At 70.1% G+C, this 18,933-nt stretch carries 16 protein-coding genes; 5 read left to right on the top strand and 11 right to left on the bottom strand.

The window, feature by feature from the left end; all coding sequences use genetic code 11:
* Positions 1-3: 3 nt before the first annotated feature.
* From ACG00X_RS13125 to ACG00X_RS13095, 7 genes are all read right to left on the bottom strand, one after another.
* A complete protein-coding gene (locus tag ACG00X_RS13125) occupies positions 4-1,044 on the bottom strand; it encodes a quinone-dependent dihydroorotate dehydrogenase (protein WP_394488631.1) in 1,041 nt (346 codons plus the stop codon).
* A gap of 14 nt (positions 1,045-1,058) precedes the next feature.
* Positions 1,059-2,051 (bottom strand): glycine betaine/L-proline ABC transporter substrate-binding protein ProX, encoded by a 993-nt coding sequence (proX, locus tag ACG00X_RS13120; protein ID WP_394488630.1) that lies wholly within the window; start codon positions 2,049-2,051, stop codon positions 1,059-1,061.
* The gene (proW, locus tag ACG00X_RS13115; RefSeq protein WP_394488629.1) at positions 2,048-3,223 is read right to left on the bottom strand and encodes a glycine betaine/L-proline ABC transporter permease ProW; all 1,176 of its coding nucleotides are present in this window, start codon (positions 3,221-3,223) and stop codon (positions 2,048-2,050) included. The genes proX and proW overlap by 4 nt, the downstream gene beginning before the upstream one ends.
* A gap of 12 nt (positions 3,224-3,235) precedes the next feature.
* Positions 3,236-4,468: a glycine betaine/L-proline ABC transporter ATP-binding protein ProV gene (proV, locus tag ACG00X_RS13110; protein WP_394488779.1), complete on the bottom strand. Its 1,233-nt coding sequence runs from the start codon at positions 4,466-4,468 to the stop codon at positions 3,236-3,238.
* Between the two features lie 414 nt (positions 4,469-4,882).
* Positions 4,883-5,362, bottom strand: a complete 480-nt coding sequence (locus ACG00X_RS13105) for a hypothetical protein (RefSeq protein ID WP_394488628.1) — start codon at positions 5,360-5,362, stop codon at positions 4,883-4,885.
* Positions 5,363-5,365: 3 nt separating this feature from the next.
* The gene (locus ACG00X_RS13100) at positions 5,366-6,679 is read right to left on the bottom strand and encodes a hemolysin family protein (protein WP_394488627.1); all 1,314 of its coding nucleotides are present in this window, start codon (positions 6,677-6,679) and stop codon (positions 5,366-5,368) included.
* 115 nt (positions 6,680-6,794) lie between these two features.
* Positions 6,795-7,127 carry a hypothetical protein gene (locus ACG00X_RS13095; RefSeq protein ID WP_394488626.1) on the bottom strand — a complete coding sequence of 111 codons (333 nt, stop codon included), beginning with the start codon at positions 7,125-7,127 and terminating at the stop codon, positions 6,795-6,797.
* Between the two features lie 100 nt (positions 7,128-7,227).
* Here ACG00X_RS13095 and ACG00X_RS13090 point away from each other — a divergent pair, with 100 nt between their 5' ends.
* The 5 genes from ACG00X_RS13090 (at position 7,228) to ACG00X_RS13070 (ending at position 11,737) form a co-directional block, all read left to right on the top strand.
* Positions 7,228-8,349 (top strand): 3-deoxy-7-phosphoheptulonate synthase, encoded by a 1,122-nt coding sequence (locus ACG00X_RS13090; RefSeq protein WP_394488625.1) that lies wholly within the window; start codon positions 7,228-7,230, stop codon positions 8,347-8,349.
* Between the two features lie 126 nt (positions 8,350-8,475).
* The gene (locus ACG00X_RS13085; RefSeq protein WP_394488624.1) at positions 8,476-8,943 is read left to right on the top strand and encodes a DUF2141 domain-containing protein; all 468 of its coding nucleotides are present in this window, start codon (positions 8,476-8,478) and stop codon (positions 8,941-8,943) included.
* A 10-nt stretch (positions 8,944-8,953) separates the two neighbouring features.
* Positions 8,954-10,441: a carotenoid oxygenase family protein gene (locus ACG00X_RS13080; RefSeq protein ID WP_394488623.1), complete on the top strand. Its 1,488-nt coding sequence runs from the start codon at positions 8,954-8,956 to the stop codon at positions 10,439-10,441.
* 36 nt (positions 10,442-10,477) lie between these two features.
* On the top strand, positions 10,478-11,137 hold the full coding sequence (gene rpiA, locus ACG00X_RS13075; protein ID WP_394488622.1) for a ribose-5-phosphate isomerase RpiA: 660 nt from the start codon (positions 10,478-10,480) through the stop codon (positions 11,135-11,137).
* Between the two features lie 9 nt (positions 11,138-11,146).
* Entirely contained in the window at positions 11,147-11,737 is a 591-nt protein-coding gene (locus tag ACG00X_RS13070) for a hypothetical protein (protein WP_394488621.1), read from the top strand.
* Between the two features lie 10 nt (positions 11,738-11,747).
* On the opposite strand, the gene ACG00X_RS13065 is transcribed toward ACG00X_RS13070, so the two are convergent.
* The 4 genes from ACG00X_RS13065 to ACG00X_RS13050 all read right to left on the bottom strand — a co-directional run bounded on the left by ACG00X_RS13065 (position 11,748) and on the right by ACG00X_RS13050 (position 18,843).
* Positions 11,748-13,313 (bottom strand): M4 family metallopeptidase, encoded by a 1,566-nt coding sequence (locus tag ACG00X_RS13065; RefSeq protein WP_394488620.1) that lies wholly within the window; start codon positions 13,311-13,313, stop codon positions 11,748-11,750.
* 298 nt (positions 13,314-13,611) lie between these two features.
* On the bottom strand, positions 13,612-15,375 hold the full coding sequence (locus ACG00X_RS13060) for a methyl-accepting chemotaxis protein (protein WP_394488619.1): 1,764 nt from the start codon (positions 15,373-15,375) through the stop codon (positions 13,612-13,614).
* A gap of 225 nt (positions 15,376-15,600) precedes the next feature.
* The gene (locus ACG00X_RS13055; protein ID WP_394488618.1) at positions 15,601-17,358 is read right to left on the bottom strand and encodes a methyl-accepting chemotaxis protein; all 1,758 of its coding nucleotides are present in this window, start codon (positions 17,356-17,358) and stop codon (positions 15,601-15,603) included.
* Between the two features lie 138 nt (positions 17,359-17,496).
* The gene (locus tag ACG00X_RS13050) at positions 17,497-18,843 is read right to left on the bottom strand and encodes a methyl-accepting chemotaxis protein (protein ID WP_394488617.1); all 1,347 of its coding nucleotides are present in this window, start codon (positions 18,841-18,843) and stop codon (positions 17,497-17,499) included.
* Between the last annotated feature and the right edge of the window lie 90 nt (positions 18,844-18,933).

Below are 18,933 nucleotides of genomic sequence, written 5' to 3'. Positions count from 1 at the left end.
CCGTCAGCGGCGGGCGAGAGCTCGGGCGCACTCGGTGACGAGCGCCGGTCCCTTGTAGATGAGGCCGGTGTAGACCTGAACGAGGTCGGCGCCGGCCTCGATCTTGGCGCGGGCGTCGGCGCCGCTCATCACGCCACCGGCGCCGATGATGGGGTAGCCGGCCGGCAGCGCGGCGCGCAGCAGCCGGATGACGCGGTTGCTCGCTTCGAACACCGGGGTGCCGGACAGGCCGCCCGTCTCACCCGCGTGGGCCAGGCCCTGGACCTTGTCGCGTGCGATGGTGGTGTTGGTGGCGATGACGCCGTCGATGCCGTTGGCCGTGAGCGTACGCGCGATGACGCCGACCTGGTCTTCCTCCAGGTCCGGCGCGATCTTGACGAACATCGGCACCTTGCGGCTGCTCTGGCTCTGCAGTTGCAGCTTGGCGCTTTGCAGGCGCGACAGCAGCGCGTCCAGCGCCTCGTCGCTCTGCAGCGCGCGCAGGTTCTTGGTGTTGGGGCTGGAGATGTTGACGGTGATGTAGTCGGCGTGCGGGAACACGCCGTGCAGCCCCAGCAGATAGTCGTCAGCCGCGCTCTCGATGGGCGTGGCGGCGTTCTTGCCGATGTTCAGCCCCAGGATGCCCCCGGCCTGGCGGAAGCTGCGCGCGCGCTGCACGTTGGCGACAAAGCTCGCCAGGCCCTCGTTGTTGAAGCCCAGGCGGTTGATCAGCGCCTGCGCTTCGGGCAGGCGGAACATGCGGGGCTTGTCGTTGCCGGGCTGGCCCTTGGGGGTGACGGTGCCCACCTCGATGAAGCCGAAGCCCATCGCCCCGAGGCCGTCGATGCAGCGGCCGTTCTTGTCCAGGCCGGCGGCCAGGCCGATGCGGTTGGGGAAGCGCAGCCCGGCGAGGGTCACCGGGTCGGCGACTCTGGCGCCGCTCCACAGGCATTGCAGCGGTGTGTTCTGCAGCTTGGCGATGGCGTCCAGCGTCAGCTCGTGGGCGTGCTCGGGGTCCAGGCCGAACAGGAAGGGGCGGGTGAGGGCGTAGGGAACGAGGGGCATGGCGCGGATTGTCGCTAATGCCCGGGTGTCACCTGCAGCGCCTGCGCGATCCAGCCGTCGAACAGCGCCTGGTGCGCGCGTATCCAGCCGTCGGTGTGGCGTTCGATGTCGCGTTGCGAGTTCTGGCCCTGGCTCATGCGCAGGTTTTGCGCATTGATGTCCGTGATGGGCAGGCGCATCACGTCGAACAGCCGGGCCGCAGCGGGGTTGCGCTCGGCGAAGGCGCGGTTGGCCACGATCTGCTGCCGGTCGGGCTGAAAGCCGTAGTTGCGGCCGTTGGGCAGTTGCGTGTCGGGCGCGGCCTCGGAGGACAGCTGCAGCCAGACCACGTCCGTGCCGGGCCTGAGCACGGCGCTGACCCAGTACGGCGTCCAGGTGTAGTACAGCACCGGCTGGCCCTGCCGGAACCGCGCGATGGCGTCGGCCATCAGCGCGGCGTAGCTGCCCTGGCGGTGCGTCACCTGCTCGCGCAGGCCCTGGGCGTCCAGGTGGTGCTCGATCGCCAGCTCGCAGCCCCAGCCCGGGTTGCAGCCGGTCAGGTCGGCGCGGCCGTCACCGTCGCTGTCGAACAGCCGGGCGATGTCCGGGTTCTTCAGCTGGTCGAGGTGGGTGATGCCGTACTGCTCAGCGGTCTTGCGGTCGATCAGGAAACCCTGCACGGCGCCCTCGGCGTAGGCGCCAGCGGCGCGGTAGAGCTTGGCGTCGCCGCCGCTGTGGCGGTAGAAGTCCGCATGCAGCCGCTGCCAGTGGCTGGCCGTGAACGTGGCGTCGCCGTTGGCGATCGCCAGGTGCTCGGTGGCGGGCTCCAGGTCCTTCATCGGCAGCACGGTGTAGCCGAGCCTCGTCAGCGCCCGTGACACCAGCAGCGTCTGGAACGCCTCCTCGGCCAGCGAGCTCTTGAGCGGCTGCACCGTGATGCCCTGGCCTGGCAGCGGCTCGGCGCCAGCGCCCAGGCCCATGGCCAGCAGGCCGACCAGGGCGATGCGGTGGATCCAGGTCTTCGTCATGCCTGCACTCCTTGCTTGGCCGGGGAGGGGGCGGCGGGGCGCAGCAGGCGCTGCAGACCGCGCAGCAGCAGCCCGGCCGGGCCGGTGTGCCACCACCGGCCGCCGGCGCGGCGGCGCGAGCGGCCCAGCGCCTGCGTCAGCCGGTCCAGCGTGATGGCCAGCAGCACGATGCCCAGGCCGCCGACGCTGGCCAGGCCCATGTCCAGCCGGCCGATGCCGCGCAGCACCATCTGCCCCAGGCCGCCGACGGCGATCATCGACGCGATGACCACCATGGACAGCGACAGCATCAGCGCCTGGTTGATGCCGGCCATGATGGACGGCATCGCCAACGGCAGCTTCACCTTGAGGAGCATCTGCCACGGCGAGGCGCCGTAGGCCCGCGCGGCCTCGATGAGATCGGGCCGCACCTGGCGCAGGCCGAGGTTGGTCAGCCGCGCCAGCGGCGCCAGCGCGAACACGATGGTGACGATGACGCCCGGCACGTTGCCGATGCCGAACAGCATCACCACCGGCACGAGGTAGACGAAGGCGGGCGTGGTCTGCATCGCGTCGAGCACGGGCCGCATCAGCCGCTGTGCGCGGTCGCTGCTGGCCAGCAGCACGCCCAGGGGCAGGCCCAACAGCAGGCAGAACAGCAGCGAGGTCAGCACCAGCGACAGCGTCACCATGGCCTCGGGCCACAGGCCCAGGGCCGCCACGACCGCCAGAGAAGCCGTGCTGCCCAACGCGATCTTGCGGCCCGCAAACTGCCAGGCCAGCAGGCCGACCAGGGCGATCATGGCCGTGGCAGGCAGGCTGCCGAGCGCCCCTTGGACGGCGTTCAAGGTGGCGTCGATGGGCAGGCGCAGCTGCTGGAAGAAGGGCCGGCCCTGCTCGACGACCCAGCCCAGGCCATGGTTGATCCAGGTGCTGACGGGCAGTGTGCCGTCCAGCAGCTGCTGCCAGGCGCTGTCCGGCGCGACGGCGACGGCCGCGGGCGCGTCCAGCCAGGCATGGGCGTCGGCGGCATCGCCAGCGGTCGACAGCGCCTGCCAGGGGTCGACATCGGTCGTGGGCACGGCGTCAGGCACGGCGTCAGGCACGGGGGCAGGCACGGGGGCGGCACTGGCGCTGGCCGCGAGGTCGGCGATCGGGGCGCTGTCGAAGAGGGGGGCGGTGTTCTCGTTCATGCGGGCTCCGGGTCAGGCGGGGAGGGCGGCGGCGGCGCTCTCGATGGGCGGCGTGTCGCGGTCGAGGAACTTCAGCAGCGTCGTCTTGCTGATGGCGCCGCAGAAGCGGCCATCCGCGGCCACCACGGGCAGGGCGCAGGGCGCTTGCGCGACCTGGCCGAACAGGCCGGCAACCGGCGCGTCGGCGGCCAGCGTCGGCACCGCGGGGAGGAAGGCGTGCTGCAGCCCCAGCGGGCCGTCGTGGCCGTCCAGCGCCGCGCGCAGGCGGTCGGCCGACACGGTGCCCAGGTAGTGCCGCGCGGGGTTCGTGACGTAGGCGAAATCGCGATCCTGGTCTTCCAGCAGCTTCAGCGCCGCGCGAGCGCCCCGGTCGCTGTGTTCGGCCACGAGGGTCAACGGCTGGCGCGCGATGTCGGCGGCCTTGAACACGGCGGCGGCGTCGACGCCGCGCACGAAGCTGCGCACGAAGTCGTCGGCCGGGTGGCGAAGGATCTCGTCGGGCGTGCCGACCTGCACCACGTGGCCATCTTTCATGATGGCGATGCGGTCGCCGATGCGCATGGCCTCGTCGAGGTCGTGCGAGATGAAGACGATGGTGCGCCGGCGCACCTGCTGCAGCCGCAGCAGCTCCGACTGCATCTCGGTGCGGATGATGGGGTCCAGCGCCGAGAAGGCCTCGTCCATCAGCAGGATGGACGGGTCTGCCGCCAGCGCACGCGCCAGGCCCACGCGCTGCTGCATGCCGCCGGAGAGCTCGTCCGGGTAGCTGTCGCCCCAACCGGCCAGGCCCACCTGGGCCAGCGCGTCGTCGGCGGCGGCAAGCCGCTGCGCCTTGGGCGTGCCGGCGAGTTCGAGGCCGAAGGCGGTGTTGTCGCGCACGGTCATGTGCGGCATCAGCGCGAAAGACTGGAACACCATGCTGATGTCCTTGCGGCGCAGCGCGCGCAGCTGCGCGTCGCTGTGGCCGTTGATGTCCTCGCCATCGATGACGATGCGACCGGCGCTGGGCTCGATGAGCCGGTTCAGCAGCCGAACCAGCGTCGACTTGCCCGAGCCCGACAGGCCCATGATGACGAAGATCTCGCCGGCCTGGATCTCGAAGCTGGCGTCGAACACGCCGATGGACTGGCCGGTGCGGGCCAGGATCTGCTGCTTGGACAGCCCCTCGCGCACCAGCGCCAGCGCCTGCTGGGGCTGGTCGCCGAAGACCTTGAAGACGTGGTCGATGTGGATGGCCTTGGCCATAGACATGCTCCTTTCGTGCGGCACTGCGGCCGGTGAACAGGTCGCCGGCACCGCGGGCGGCGCCGGCCGTCGTGCCATCAGCGCCAGGAGGAGACGGGCGCGCGCAGTCGCCGCGTCAGCCTCACAGGGCTGCCGGCGGGCACTGAGAACGACATGGAGCGCAAGCAATACCCGCCGCAACTCCTGGCGCCTGCAGCGGGCCTGGTCGAGGGGCGCTGCGGGCGTGGAGCCTGGCTGGTCGGTGGCGGGGCGGGCCCCGCCGCTTGCCGGGCAGGGCCCGGACCCGTGGTGCGATGGGGCCGAGGCTGGCCCGCAAGTACCACGACTCAATCAAAATGACTTATCAATCGAGTTTCTTGGTTTGATTATAACTTGGTGGAATTTTGCGGCGATGGGGCTCCGCGTTTCCGGGGCTCAGGCCGCGGCGAGCGGCTTGTCTGCCGGTTCAACCATGGCCCGGCAGTCGCGGATCATCAGCTGGACGAGCAGGTCGGCCTGGCTGGCCTGCATCCACTGGGCGCTGCGCAGCAGCAGGCCCAGGCGCTCGCCGCCGGTGCCAGCCTCGGACAGCAGGTGCACCTCGAAAACGCGCGTCACCTTGTCGAAGCTGATGCCGACATGCTGGCCGGGCCTGAGCACATGCTCGAAACGGTCGGCCGGTGCGTCGCCGCCGCTGCGCGTGACGCGCAGCCTGCAGTCGCCGTCCAGCGCGAAGCGGCTGCGCTCCGGGCGGTTGGCCTTGGCGCCGATGGCCTGCAACGCCTGCAGCCGCTCGGCGTTGCTGAGGTCGAAGGGGTTGGCGGGCGCGGCGTCTTCGCTGGGGTAGCCGGTGCAGGCCGTGAGCAGCAGCGCGGCGATGGCGGCAACGGCTGCGCGGTGGGTGGCGGGGCGCATGCGTCAGCCTCCCTGCGCCAGGCTGTCCTGCGGCGGCTGCGGCAGCCGCGTGGCCAGCACCTTGTCGATGGTCTTGCCGTCCATGTCGACGATCTCGAAGCGCCAGGACTCCCAGTCGACGGCTTCGGCGACGCGTGGCAGGCGGCCGGTCAGCAGCATCATCATGCCGCTGAGCGTGTGGTAGCGGCCGCGCTCCTCTTCGGGAACGGCCGCCAGTTCCAGCCGGTCCTTCAGTTCGGGCACGGGGATGTGCCCGTCCAGCAGCCAGGAACCGTCATCACGCTGCACGGCCCAGGCGAGCGCCGGGTCGCGGGGCTGGAACTCGCCGGTGATGGCCTCCACCAGGTCTTGCAGCGTGACCAGGCCCTTGATCTCGCCGTACTCGTCGATGACGAAGGCCATGTGCACATTGCTGCCGCGGAAGTTCTCCAGCAACTCCATGCCCGTCAGCGTCTCGGGCACGTAGAGCGGGGGGGCCATGCCGGTCTCGGTGAGCGGCGCCGCGCCGCGCAGCTGCCGCGTCAGGATCTCGCGCGCGCTGGCCACGCCGACGATGTCGTCGAGGCTGCCGCGCACGACCGGGAAGCGCTCGTGGTGCGAGCCGGTCAGCACGGCCAGCGTCTGCTCGGCGCTGTGCTGGAGGTCGAGGCAGACGATGTCGGCGCGCGGCACCATCAGCGAGCCGATCTGGCGGTCGTCGAGGCGGAACACGTTGCGCACCATCGTGTGTTCGTGCGATTCGATGACGCCGGCGCTGGTGCCTTCGGCGAGCAGCGCATGGATCTCCTCCTCGGTGACGGCGGCCGCGCCCTGGTCGCGCACGCCCAGCAGCCGCAGCAGCGCGTTCGTCGAGCCGGCCAGCAGCGCGACGAAGGGCTTGGTGGCCAGGGCCAGCGCCGAGATGGGCCGTGCCACCAGCCGGGCGACGAGCTCCGGGTGCGACTGGCCCAGCCGCTTGGGCACCAGCTCGCCCAGCACGATGGAGAAATAGGTGATCACGAGCACCACCAGGCCGGTCGCCAGACCGCTGGCGTAGGCGGAGGGGACGCCAAGGTCGAGCAGCCACTCGGCCAGCGGCCCGGCGAGCGCGGCTTCGCCGACGATGCCGTTGAGCACGCCGATCGAGGTGATGCCGATCTGGATGGTGGAGAGAAAGCGTGTGGGGTCGGCGCCGAGCTTCAGCGCCACGGCGGCGGCAAGGTCGCCGTCGTCGATGAGGCGCTGCAGCCGGGCCTTGCGGGCGGTGACGAGGCCGATCTCCGACATCGCGAAGACGCCGTTGATCAGGATGAGGGCGAGCAGGAGGGCAATTTCCATGGAAGACAGATGTGGGGCGCCACGCCCGTTGCGGGCGTCGGCGAGGCGCGCCGTCGCGGACGGGGCGCAGTCAGGTGCGGAGGGAGCGGGCGCTGCGAACGGCGTCGCAGCGGCGTCAGCAGCCGGTGGCCTGGCGAGGCGGGCGCAGGATGCGCGTGAGCGGCGCATCGACGGCCAGGCGTCGCCCCAGGCTGGCCGGCGCGGCCGGCGTCAGTGCCGTGGGGAAGGTGGCCGTGTAAGGCAGGCAGTGGTCGGACATGTCGTCCGTCGTGTCGCCGAGCTCGTCGACGAGGGCGGCGACGTCGCCATCCGGTGTTTCGGTGTCGGCCAGCGCGCAGGCCGCGCTGGCGGCCCCGGGGCCGGGCGGCGTGCCGATGGCTGCCAGGGCATAGGCCGGCAGCAGCAGGGCGATGACCAGGAGTCGGAACCAGCGGAGCACGGGCAGCATTTTAAGCGCCCGCCCAGCGCGGGCCTCGTGCGCGGGTGGCCGGCTGCCTGCAGGGCTCTTGCCGAAAGGCGACAATCCGCCGCTTGCCTGGAGCCTAGTCATGAAACCTTTGGACAACCCCCACCACGACCGCGAAGCGGGCTCCCGCGATGAGACCCGCGACACGACCCGCACCGACGACACCCGCATCGGCGCCGTGCGCGCGCTGATCAGCCCGGCGCTGCTGCTGGAGGAGCTGCCCATCCCCGACGGCACGCTGGAACTCGTCGAGCAGGCGCGCCAGCAGATCAGCGATGTGCTGCACGGCCGCGACGACCGGCTGCTGGTCATCGTGGGCCCTTGCTCCATCCACGACCATGACCAGGCGATGCAGTACGCCCACCTGCTCAAGGCGGCGCGCGACGAGCTCAGCCGCGACCTGCTGGTGGTCATGCGCGTGTATTTCGAGAAGCCGCGCACGACGGTGGGCTGGAAGGGCTACATCAACGACCCGCGGCTGGACGGCAGCTTCCACATGAACGAAGGCCTGCGCCTGGCGCGCCGGCTGCTGCTGGACGTGAACGGCCTGGGCCTGCCCGCGGGCACGGAATTCCTGGACCTGCTGTCGCCGCAGTACATCTCCGACCTGATCGCCTGGGGCGCCATCGGCGCGCGCACGACCGAGAGCCAGAGCCATCGCCAGCTGGCCTCGGGCCTGAGCTGTCCGGTCGGCTTCAAGAACGGCACCGACGGCGGCATCAAGGTCGCCAGCGACGCCGTGCTGGCCGCCGCCAGCGCACATGCCTTCATGGGCATGACCAAGATGGGCACGGCCGCGATCTTCGAGACGCGCGGCAATGCCGACTGCCACGTCATCCTGCGTGGCGGCAAGGCGCCCAACTACGACGCCGCCTCGGTGAACGCGGCCTGCGATGCGCTGAAGGCGTCGGGCCTGCGCGAGCAGGTCATGATCGACTTCTCGCACGCCAACAGCAGCAAGAAGTACGAGCGTCAGGTGGATGTGGGGCAGGACGTGGCAGGCCAGATCGCCGGCGGCGACCATCGCATCACGGGCGTGATGATCGAAAGCCACCTGCAGCCGGGCCGCCAGGACCTGCTGCCGGGGCAGACCCGCGCGGACTTGAAGGCCGGCGTCTCGATCACCGATGCCTGCCTGGGCTGGGCCCAGACCGAGCCGCTGTTGCGCGAGCTGGCCGCAGCGGTCCGCAAGCGCCGCGGCTGAGCCGCTGTTCACGCCGCGGGCTGACCGTTCACGCCCGCGGCGCGCGATCCGTCGCAGCGCCCTCGTGCGCCGGCCTGCCGATTCCTAGAGTGCAGCTATCCCTACTGCACGACCGAGGAGTCGACGATGACGAACGCCAAGCCCCGCCCCATCCTGCTGGCCGCGTGCCTGCTGGCCCCCTTGCTCGCGCAGGCCGGCGAGCGCCAACTGGACGTGCAGGGCCTGGACGCCAGCCGTGTTGCCGGCGCCACGCTGATGGTGGCGGCCTACCGTGCCACCGACCCCTGGCTGGGCAAGCCGAGCTGGGCCCAGCGGTTTGCGCTGGCCGAGCTGAAGATCGAACGCCACGCCGACGGCGATCGCGTCAGCCTGACCTTGTCCGGGCTGCCCGACGCGCTGCTGTCCCAGCCGCTGGCGCTGACCGTCGTTCAGGACGCCAATGCCAATGGCCGGCTTGATCGCAACGCCTTTGGCATGCCCACCGAGCCCTACGGCTTCTCCAACGACGCCACGGGCAGCTTCGGCCCGCCCAGCTTCGAGGCCGCACGCTTTGAGTGGGCGGCGGGTCAGGTCGTGCGCCTCAAGCTGAATTGAGGTGGCGCCCATGACGCAAGCCATGTTGTCGCGGCGTCAGTGGCTCACGGGCCTGGTCGCCGCTGGCGTGAGCCCGGGTGCGTTCGCCTGGGGGCACGACGAATTCCGCTCAGCCGCGGCCGAGTTGCAGCCGTTTCGGGGCCTGGACGGACGAGACCTGCAGGCGGACTCGCTGGTCGTGGAGGGCCGCTGGCCTGCCGGCCTCGTCGGGCGCTACTTCCGCAACGGCCCAGGTCTGCTGCAGCGCGGTGACCGGCGTTACGAGCATTGGTTTGACGGTGACGGGCTGCTGCAGTGCTGGACGCTGGCGCCGGGCGGGCGCATCAGCCACCAGGCCCGCTTCGTGCAGACCGAGAAGTTCCGCGCCGAACAGGGCGCCGGGCGCTTTCTGCTGCCGGCCTTCGGCACCGCGGTGCCGGCGCAGCGGCCGGTGCGCCATGCCGACAGCGTCAACGTCGCCAACACCAGCGTGCTGCTGCAGGGCGATCAACTCTATGCGCTGTGGGAGGGCGGCAGTGCCTACGAACTGGACCCGGCCACGCTGCAAACGCGCGGCGTGAAGGTCTGGTCCGAGGCCTTGCGCGGCATGCCGTTCTCGGCCCATCCCAAGGTGGAGGCCGACGGCACCGTCTGGAACTTCGGCACCGCCGGGGGCCGGCTGGCGCTCTATCAGCTGTCCGCGCAAGGCCAGGTCTTGCGTCATGCCGTGCTGGACGTGCAGGCGCCGCCGATGCTGCACGACTTCGCGGTGTCGCAGCGCCATCTCGTGTTCCTGATGGCGCCCATCACGCTGGACCGCCATGCGCTGCAGGCGGGCGCTGCCATGCTGGCGGCGATGCGCTGGCAAGCCGAGCAGCCCACCCGGGTGTTGGTGGTGGACAAGGCGGACGTCAGCCGTTGGAAGCTGTTCGAGATGCCGGCGGCCCATGTCTTTCACTTCGGCAATGCCTGGGACGAGGGCGGCCACCTGCGCGTGGACTATGTGCAGGGCGTGCCGCTGCCCGAGTTCAACGCCGCGATCGGCCAGCTGATGCAGGGCCGTCGTGCCGAGCGCGACGTGTCGACCGCGCGGGTGCTGGACATCGACCTCGCCACCGGCCGGCTGACGCTGGCGGCGCGCGACGAGGCGGTGGAGTTCCCGGTGGTGGACCCGCGCGTGGTGGCGCAGCGCCATCGCCTGGTTTGGTACCCCACCGCGGTGGACACCAGCGCGCGCTGGGGCTTCAACGGCCTGATGCGGCTGGACATCGAGAGCAGTGCGCGCGAACGGTTCAGCTACGGTGACGACGTCGTCGTGGAGGAGCACGTGATGGTGCCGCGCCCGGGCAGCCGCGGTGAAGGCGCGGGCTGGCTGCTGGGCATGGGCTACGACATCCGCCGCGAACGCAGCTTCCTGGACGTGTTCGACGCCCAGGCGCTGGGCGCCGGCCCGATCGCGCGCGCCTGGCTGCCTTACGCCGTGCCCTACGGATTCCACGGGCGCTTCTATGCGGGCTGAGCGCAGCGCGCGAGTCGGCGCGGCGACAATTGCGGCATGAACCAAGATCAGCTCAAGCAACTGGTGGGCCGCGCCGCCCTGGACTACGTCACCCCCGGCCAGATCGTCGGCGTGGGCACGGGCTCGACGGTGGACTGCTTCATCGACGCGCTGGCCGCCAGCGGCATCCAGGTGGCGGGTGCGGTGTCCAGCTCGGAGCGCTCCACGCAGCGACTGCAAAAGCACGGCATCCCGGTGCTGGACGCCGCTGCGGTGACGGGCCTGACCGTCTACATCGACGGTGCCGACGAGATCGACGGCCAGGGTTTCATGGTCAAGGGCGGTGGCGCGGCGCTGACGCGCGAGAAGATCGTGGCCGACCTGGCCGACAAGTTCGTCTGCATCGCCGATGCGTCCAAGCTCGTGGCCACGCTGGGCAAGTTCCCGCTGCCGGTCGAGATCATCCCGATGGCTGCGGCGCAGCTCACGCGACGCTTCGCCAAGCTCGGCGGTACCGCCACGCTGCGCGCCGGTGTCGTCACCGACAACGGCGGCCACATCCTCGACGTGACGGGCCTGTCCATCTCCGACCCGCTGGCGTTCGAGGCCGAGATCAACCAGTGGCCCGGCGTCGTCACGGTGGGCGTGTTCGCTCGCCACAAGGCGCAGGTCTGCCTGCTCGGCGGCGCCGAGGGCGTGAAGACATTGACGTTCTGATCGCGCTGCGTGTCGCGCGCGCCCTTCGGTTTCGACGCGGCCTCGCATGAGCGCCACCACTGGTGGCGCAGCGCGCTGTTCAAGCTGACGTTGTGCGGCGCGTTCGCGGCACTGGCGTGGTGGTTGGTCGGTGGCATGGCGGGGCTGGCGCTGGGGGGCCTGATCGCCATCCGGTCGCTCGGCCAGGCGCTGGCGCCAGACATCGTGGCGCTCGGGGCCGCCATCTGGCGATCGCTGCGTGCACTGGCCTTCAAGCCCGTGCAGGGCCGGTTCTACCAGTTCAAGGGTCATCGCATCCGCGTGGAGGATGACGAGCTGCTGCGCCAACGTTGGCTGGCCCTGGATGACCTCGCCACTGCGCTGGGCTCGTCTATGCCTGCGGTCTCGTTGCGTCGCCGCTGGCCCGAGGGTGTGCGTCAGCAGCGCGACGGTGTCTATGTGCTCGATGACGTTGTGCTCGCCTGGCTGGGCGAGCAGCGCGAGGACCGCGCGGGCCGATTGCGGCTGTGGGTGGAGCGTGATGTCTGGTACCCGGCGCGGGGTCGCAAGGCGAGCTACACGCAAAAAGGGGCGCCCCAGGGCGCCCCTACTCAGGACTGAAGGTCCGGCCTCAGTTGCGGCCGACGGCGCTCCAGGCGGCCGCCACGGCGGTCGCTTCGGCGCTGCCGCTGCCGTAGAGCTCATTGGCGGCCGCGATGGTGCCGGTGCGAGCGCCGGCATAGGTCGTGGACGACGTGAACTTGGTGGTCAGCGCCCGGTACCAGATCTTGGCGGCCTTGTCCCGGCCGATGCCGGTCAGCGTGCCCGAGCCGCTGGCGACGCGGGTGTTGCCGCTCACGCAGGTCGGGCTCTTGCCGTAGCTGCTGTTGGTGCCTTCGGCCAGCAGGAAGAAGAAGTGGTTGGCCACGCCCGAGCTGTAGTGCACGTCCAGGTTGCCGACGCCGGAGTACCAGCAGTCCGAAGAGGAGCCATCGCTGCTGGGCTTGATCATGCTGCGCAGCGAGCCGCCGTTGACGCGGATCTTCTCGCCGATCAGGTAGTCGCCCGCATCGTTGCTGTTGGCCGCATAGAACTCGACCATCGTGCCGAAGATGTCGGACGTGGCTTCGTTCAGGCCGCCCGACTCACCGGAGTAGGTGAGCTTGGCCGTGCGGCTGGTGACGCCGTGCGACATCTCGTGGCCCGCGACATCCAGTGACACCAGCGGCTTGAACGTCGTGCCGTTGCCGTCACCGTAGGTCATGCAGAAGCAGGAGTCCGACCAGAAGGCGTTGGCGTAGTTGGAGCTGTAGTGCACGCGGTTGTAGGCGCCTGTGCCGTTGTTGGCGATGCCGCTGCGGCCATGCACGTTCTTGTAGTAATCCCACGTCACGGCGGTGCCGTACTGCGCGTCGGCGGCGGCGCTCTGGGTGCTGCTGGTGGCGTTGTTGCCCCAGACGTTGTCGGCATCGGTCACGATGCTGCCACCGCTGGTCTTGTTCGCCAGGTTGATGGTGTAGGTGTTGCCGCGGCTGGGGTCGCGCAGCTCGTAGCCACCGCTGATGCTGTTGGTCGTCAGCGTGACGTTGCCGCTGTAGAGCGTCTTGCCGGTGCCGCTGGCGGCGGCGGTGTGGATGTCGTCCCAGGCGTCGAGTTGGCGGCCGGTCGTCGCGTCGATGATGAGATGCTTCTCGGAGGGCGTGCCGTCAGCCTGCATGCCGGAGACGGGCACGTCCCAGGCCAGCGCGGGCACCTGGTCGCGGGCGTAGACGACGAGTTCGGGCTTGCCGGTGGTGCCGCCCTCGGTGCGCAGCACGTTCAGCGTGGCGCGCGTGGCGGCGAGTGCCGGCTTGGTGCCGACGTCGACGCCCCAACGCAGGTTGTGATGCATGGTGCGCAGGTTGCCGTAGCTGTCGTTCTGCACGATGAGGTCACCGCCGATGACGCGCAGGCCACCGACCGTGCGGTCCATGCGCACGTGGCTGCTGCCGTCGTCGTCGACGACGACATCGCGCACCTGGTAGGCATGGTTGCTGCCGTTCATGCTCAGGCCCGGGAACTGGCGCACATGGGTCTCGGCACGGCTTCGCGCGACGTCGGCGCGTTGGGCCCGGACCTGGGTGTCGGTCTGGGCCTGGGCCAGGGTTGCCGAAAGTGCCACGCCCAGCAATGTGAGGCGAAGGAAGTTGGAGGGCATTGAAATCTCCGTCTTGTTGGCGTGCGGCGGGTCTGCCGCGGAGCTGCGCCGGTGCGGCGCGGGCATGACTTTGAGCACTTGGCCAGCCGGTTGCCTACGGGGCATCCCGAGGTGGCGTGGTGCAGCAACAGCTGCACGCGGCCGCGAATGCCAACCAAACGGCGCCGTTCAGAGGAGAGTGACGGGGGTGTGCAGGCCGTGTCCCGGAATCAGTGACAGGCAGGCCCGGATTCCCAGCGCAACGTGTGCGGCGGACTAGGCAGCCGCCAGCCGCAAGGGGCTAGCGCTGCCGGGGCGCTCAGAAGGTTTCCCAGTTGCCGTCGTCCGTGGCGGCCGGGGTGGGGGCCTTCGCCGCGCTGGCCGTTGGCGCCTTGGCGGCCAGGCGGGGGGCTGCCTTGGCGGCGGGTGGCGCCGTCAATGCCTTCGCCGGCCTGGGAGCGGCGGCTGGGCGCGGGGCAGGTGTTGCCGGCGGCCGCCGCACGGCGGGCGGCGCAGCACGAGTGGCCAGAGCCCCGCTGAGCTTGAACACGCCGATGGCCTCGGCCAGGCGGCTCGACTGCTCGCGCAGGCTCTCGGCCGCGGCGGCGGACTGCTCGACGAGGGCGGCGTTCTGCTGCGTCATCTGGTCGAGCTGCACGACGGAGGCGTTGACGGAGGCGATGCCCTCGCTCTGCTCGCTTGCTGCGGCACTGATCTCGCCAATGATGTCCGTCACGCGCTGCACGCTGGCGACGATCTCGGTCATCGTGGCGCCGGCGGCCTGAACCTGCTCGGTGCCGGAGTCCACGCGCTCGACGCTGGCGCTGATGAGGGTCTTGATCTCCTTGGCGGCCTCGGCGCTGCGCTGGGCCAGCAGCCGCACCTCGCCGGCCACGACGGCGAAGCCGCGCCCCTGCTCACCGGCGCGGGCGGCCTCGACGGCGGCGTTCAGCGCGAGGATGTTGGTCTGGAAGGCGATGCCGTCGATGGTGCCGATGATCTCGTTGATCTTGCGCGAGCTCTGGCTGATCTGCTCCATGGTCGCGACGACCTGCGAGACGGCCTCGCCACCGCGCTGGGCGACGGAGGCGGCGGAGCTGGCGAGCTGGTTGGCGGTCATCGCAGAGTCGGCGGTCTGCTTGACGGTGCCGGTGAGCTCGGCCATGGAGGAGGCGGCGTTCTGCAGGTTGCTGGCCGTCTGCTCGGTGCGCTGGCTGAGGTCGAGGTTGCCGGTGGCGATCTCGGCGCTGGCGGTGCCGATGCTGTCGGCCGCACCGCGGACTTCGCCGATGAGCTTCTGCAGCGAGGATTGCATGTCGTGCAGTGCCTGCAGCAGCCGCCCGACTTCGTCCTGCGTCTGCGGGCGGATGTCATGCGTCAAGTCGAAATGCGCGATGGCCGTTGCTGCATCGGCCGCTTGGAGCAAAGGGCGTGTGATGGAGCGTGTGAGCCACAGCGACAACGCCGCACCGACGGCCAGCGCGCCCAAACCGAAGGCGACCAGCGCAGCCCGCGCCGTGCTGTTGGCCTTGGCGCTGCGCTCCTGGGCTGCGTCCATCAGGTCGCGCTGCATCTGCACCAACGCCCGCATGGATTCCTGCAACTGCGCGGCGGCCGGCTGGAACTGAGATTCGAAGACCTTCTGGGCACTCTCGGCGTCACCAGCCTTCTTCGCGGCGAACACCGCGTCGCGGGTGCTGAGGTAGGCCTTGCGCGCGTCGCTCAGCTTGGTGAACAGCGCCTTTTCCTCATCGGTGGTCATCAGCGGTTCCAACTGCTTTTGCAGCTCGCCTGACTTCTTGCTGCTCTCTGCCGTGATCTGCGCGAAGAACTGCGCCAGTGTCATGTCCTTGCTGGCGGCCACGGCGATCGTCCGGTTCACGCCGCCGACGAGGTTGCGGTCCCAGTCCGAAGCGAGCCGCTCCTTCTTGAGCGACAACTCGTACATGTCGGTGCTTTCAGTCGCCAAACGCATGAGCGCCCAGTAGCCGATCCCCGAGCCGAGGAAGGAGGTGAGCAGCACCGCGCTCAACACGAGGGCCATGCGCCGGCCGATGGATGGGATGGACAGTGGGGTGAACATCGGATCTCCTCGTTTTTTGCTGGGGCCACCCAGCCTTGGGGGACTGGCGCCTTGGCGCCGCCTGGGAATGTTCAACGCATCCGCCGGGACCGATCTCGACAGCAATGGCGGAATACGCCAACTTTGAGGCGCTTTGGCGGGCGCCATGCGGCATTTGAAATGAAAAAGGGCGCCATGGGGCGCCCTACGACGAGGCGGTGGCCTGGCGGCCGCAGCGTCACGGTGTCAGAAAGTCTCCCAGTTGCCGTCGTCCGTGGCGGCGGGCGCTGCCGGGCTGGCTGTGGGCGCCTTGGTGGCCGGCCGGGCTGGCGCCCTGGCAGCCGCTGTCGCCGTCAACGCCTTCGCTGGCTTGGGCGCTGCCGCTGGGCGAGGCGCAGGTGTTGCCGGCGGGCGCCGCACGGCGGGCGGCGCAGCACGGGTGGCCAGAGCCCCGCTGAGCTTGAACACGCCGATGGCCTCGGCCAGGCGGCTCGACTGCTCGCGCAGGCTTTCGGCCGCGGCGGCGGATTCCTCGACGAGGGCGGCGTTTTGCTGCGTCATCTGGTCGAGCTGCACGACGGAGGCGTTGACGGAGGCGATGCCCTCGCTCTGCTCGCTTGCTGCGGCACTGATCTCGCCAATGATGTCCGTCACGCGCTGCACGCTGGCGACGATCTCGGTCATCGTGGCACCGGCGGCCTGGACCTGCTCGGTGCCGGAGTCCACGCGCTCGACGCTGGCGCTGATGAGGGTCTTGATCTCCTTGGCGGCCTCGGCGCTGCGCTGGGCCAGCAGCCGCACCTCGCCGGCCACGACGGCAAAGCCGCGGCCCTGCTCACCGGCGCGGGCGGCTTCGACGGCGGCGTTCAGCGCCAGGATGTTGGTCTGGAAGGCGATGCCGTCGATGGTGCCGATGATCTCGTTGATCTTGCGCGAGCTCTGGCTGATCTGCTCCATGGTCGAGACGACCTGCGAGACGGCCTCGCCGCCGCGCTGGGCGACGGAGGCGGCGGAGCTGGCGAGCTGGTTGGCGGTCATCGCAGAGTCGGCGGTCTGCTTGACGGTGCCGGTGAGCTCGGCCATGGAGGAGGCGGCGTTCTGCAGGTTGCTGGCGGTCTGCTCGGTGCGCTGGCTGAGGTCGAGGTTGCCGGTGGCGATCTCGGCGCTGGCGGTGCTGATGCTGTCGGTCGAGCCGCGCACCTCGCTGATGAGTTTCAGCAACGCCGTCTGCATCGTGCCCAGCGACTGCAGCAGCCGGCCGGTTTCGTCGTTGCTGTGCGATTGGATGTCGTGTGTGAGATCGAAGCGGGCGATTTCGTCCGCGACCCGGGCGGCCTGGCGCAGGGGGCTCGTGATCGAGCGCGTCAGCGCCCAGGCCAGCGCTCCGCCTGCTGCGAGGCTCACAAGCGCGAATGTCAGCAGGCCGATGCGGGCTCGGTTGTTGGCCGCCTGCAGGCGCTGCATCGCGCCGTCGAGCTGGTCGCGCTGCTGTTGCGCGACGTTCTTGATGCCGTCCAGGTAGGCGACGGAGGTCGGCGTGAACTGCTGGTCGAAGATCTCCTTGGCGCGATCCGTGTCGCCGGCCTTCTTGGCAGCCGTGAGGCTGTCGCGGGCCGCGATGTACGCGGTGCGCAGGCCGGCGATCTTCTCGAACAGCGCGCGCTCATCGCGCGTTTCCAGCAGCTTGTCCAGTCGTTGCTGCAGCTCGGTCGAGATGCGCGTGGCCTCGGCGGCCTGGGGCGCGAAGAACGTCGCCAGCGCCGGGTCTGAACTGACGGCGATGGCCGTCGTGCGCGTCGTGCCGTTGAAGACGTTGCGGTACCAGTCCGCAGCCACGCGCTCCGTGACCAGCGCGCTGTTGTAGAGCTGGTCCGTCTCGGACGCCACGCGTTGCAGGCCCCAGTAGCCCATGCCGGAGCCCAGCAGGGCGATCAGCAGGACCAGCGATTGCCCCAGGCCCAGTCGTTGGCCGATCGAGCGTTGAGAGAAGAGTGCGGCGAACATGGTTTCTTGCCCCCGGTTGTTGTCAGGGCATGCTCGCACAGCGGCTGTCGACGTGACAGGGGGAGAAGCGTCAGGCTGCCCCTGCAGATTGTCTTGAAGCTGTTCGCGCCCGTGCTGACCGGGGCGCGGGTTTTGCGGTCAGAAGGTTTCCCAGTCGCCGTCATCCGCTGGCGCCGGTGCCGGGCTTGGCGCGGCAGCGGGCGCCGTGGCGACGGCAGGCTGCGCGGGCTTGGGGCGCTTCTTGGTTGCGGACGGCCCGGTGGCTGCGGCCGCCAGCTTGGTGGTCGATGGGGTGGTCGGTGGCTTGGCCGCAGCGGCCTTGGGAATCGGGGATGTGGCCCTGACGGCCGGCGCCTTGCTGACGGGTGCCGTGGCGCGATGCGAGCCACCGGGCAGCCGGAACACGCTGATCGCTTCGGCCATGCGGCCCGACTGCTCGCGCAGGCTTTCGGCCGCGGCGGCGGATTCCTCGACGAGGGCGGCGTTCTGCTGCGTCATCTGGTCGAGCTGCACGACCCCGGTGTGCATGGAGGCGATGCCCTCGCTCTGCTCGCGGGCCGCGGCACTGATCTCGCCAATGATGTCGGTCACGCGCTGCACGCTGGCGACGATCTCGGTCATCGTCGCGCCGGCGGCCTGGACCTGCTCGGTGCCGGAGTCCACACGCTCGACGCTGGCGCTGATGAGGCTCTTGATCTCCTTGGCGGCTTCGGCGCTGCGCTGGGCCAGCGTGCGCACCTCGCCGGCCACGACGGCAAAGCCGCGGCCCTGCTCACCGGCGCGGGCGGCCTCGACGGCGGCGTTCAGTGCCAGGATGTTGGTCTGGAACGCGATGCCGTCGATGGTGCCGATGATGTCGCTGATCTTGCGCGAGCTCTGGCTGATCTGGTCCATGGTTGAGACGACCTGCGAGACGGCTTCGCCGCCGCGCTGGGCGACGGAGGCGGCGGAGCTGGCGAGCTGGTTGGCGGTCATCGCAGAGTCGGCGGTCTGCTTGACGGTGCCGGTGAGCTCGGCCATGGAGGAGGCGGCGTTCTGCAGGTTGCTGGCCGTCTGCTCGGTGCGCTGGCTGAGGTCGAGATTGCCGGTGGCGATCTCGGCGCTGGCGGTGCCGATGCTGTCGGACGCGCCACGCACGTCGCCGATGAGCTTCTGCAGCGCGCGCTGGGTGCCGTCGAGCGCGGTCAGCAGGCGCCCCACGTCATCGCTGCCACCGTTGGGGATGGGGTGCGTCAGGTCGAAGCGCGCCAGCGCTTCGGCGGCCTCGGTCGCCGCGTGGAGCCTGGAGCCCGGGCCGCCGCCACCGGTCACGAAGGCGAACACGCTGACCAGCCAGGTGATGACGAGGCTGCCGACGAGCCAGGGCTTGGCGGCGGCGCTGTCGCCCAGGCTGCTGAGGGCCATCCCCACGCCCACCGTGACCACGCCGAGCACCAGGCCCAGTGCCACCTTCAGCCGTTGCGAACCTCCGCCAGTACCGAACATGCCTTCTTCTCCATGTCAAACAAAAACGCCGGTCGAAGCCGGCAGGAAGGCACAGTGTGCTGCCTCGCTTTCTGCAGCCAGGGTGATGAG

Source organism: Pelomonas nitida (assembly GCF_043555975.1).
In the GTDB taxonomy this organism is placed as follows: Bacteria; Pseudomonadota; Gammaproteobacteria; order Burkholderiales; family Burkholderiaceae_C; genus Pelomonas; species Pelomonas nitida.
Note: the sequence above shows the minus strand (reverse complement) of the source record. Positions and strands in the feature narration are given on the sequence as shown.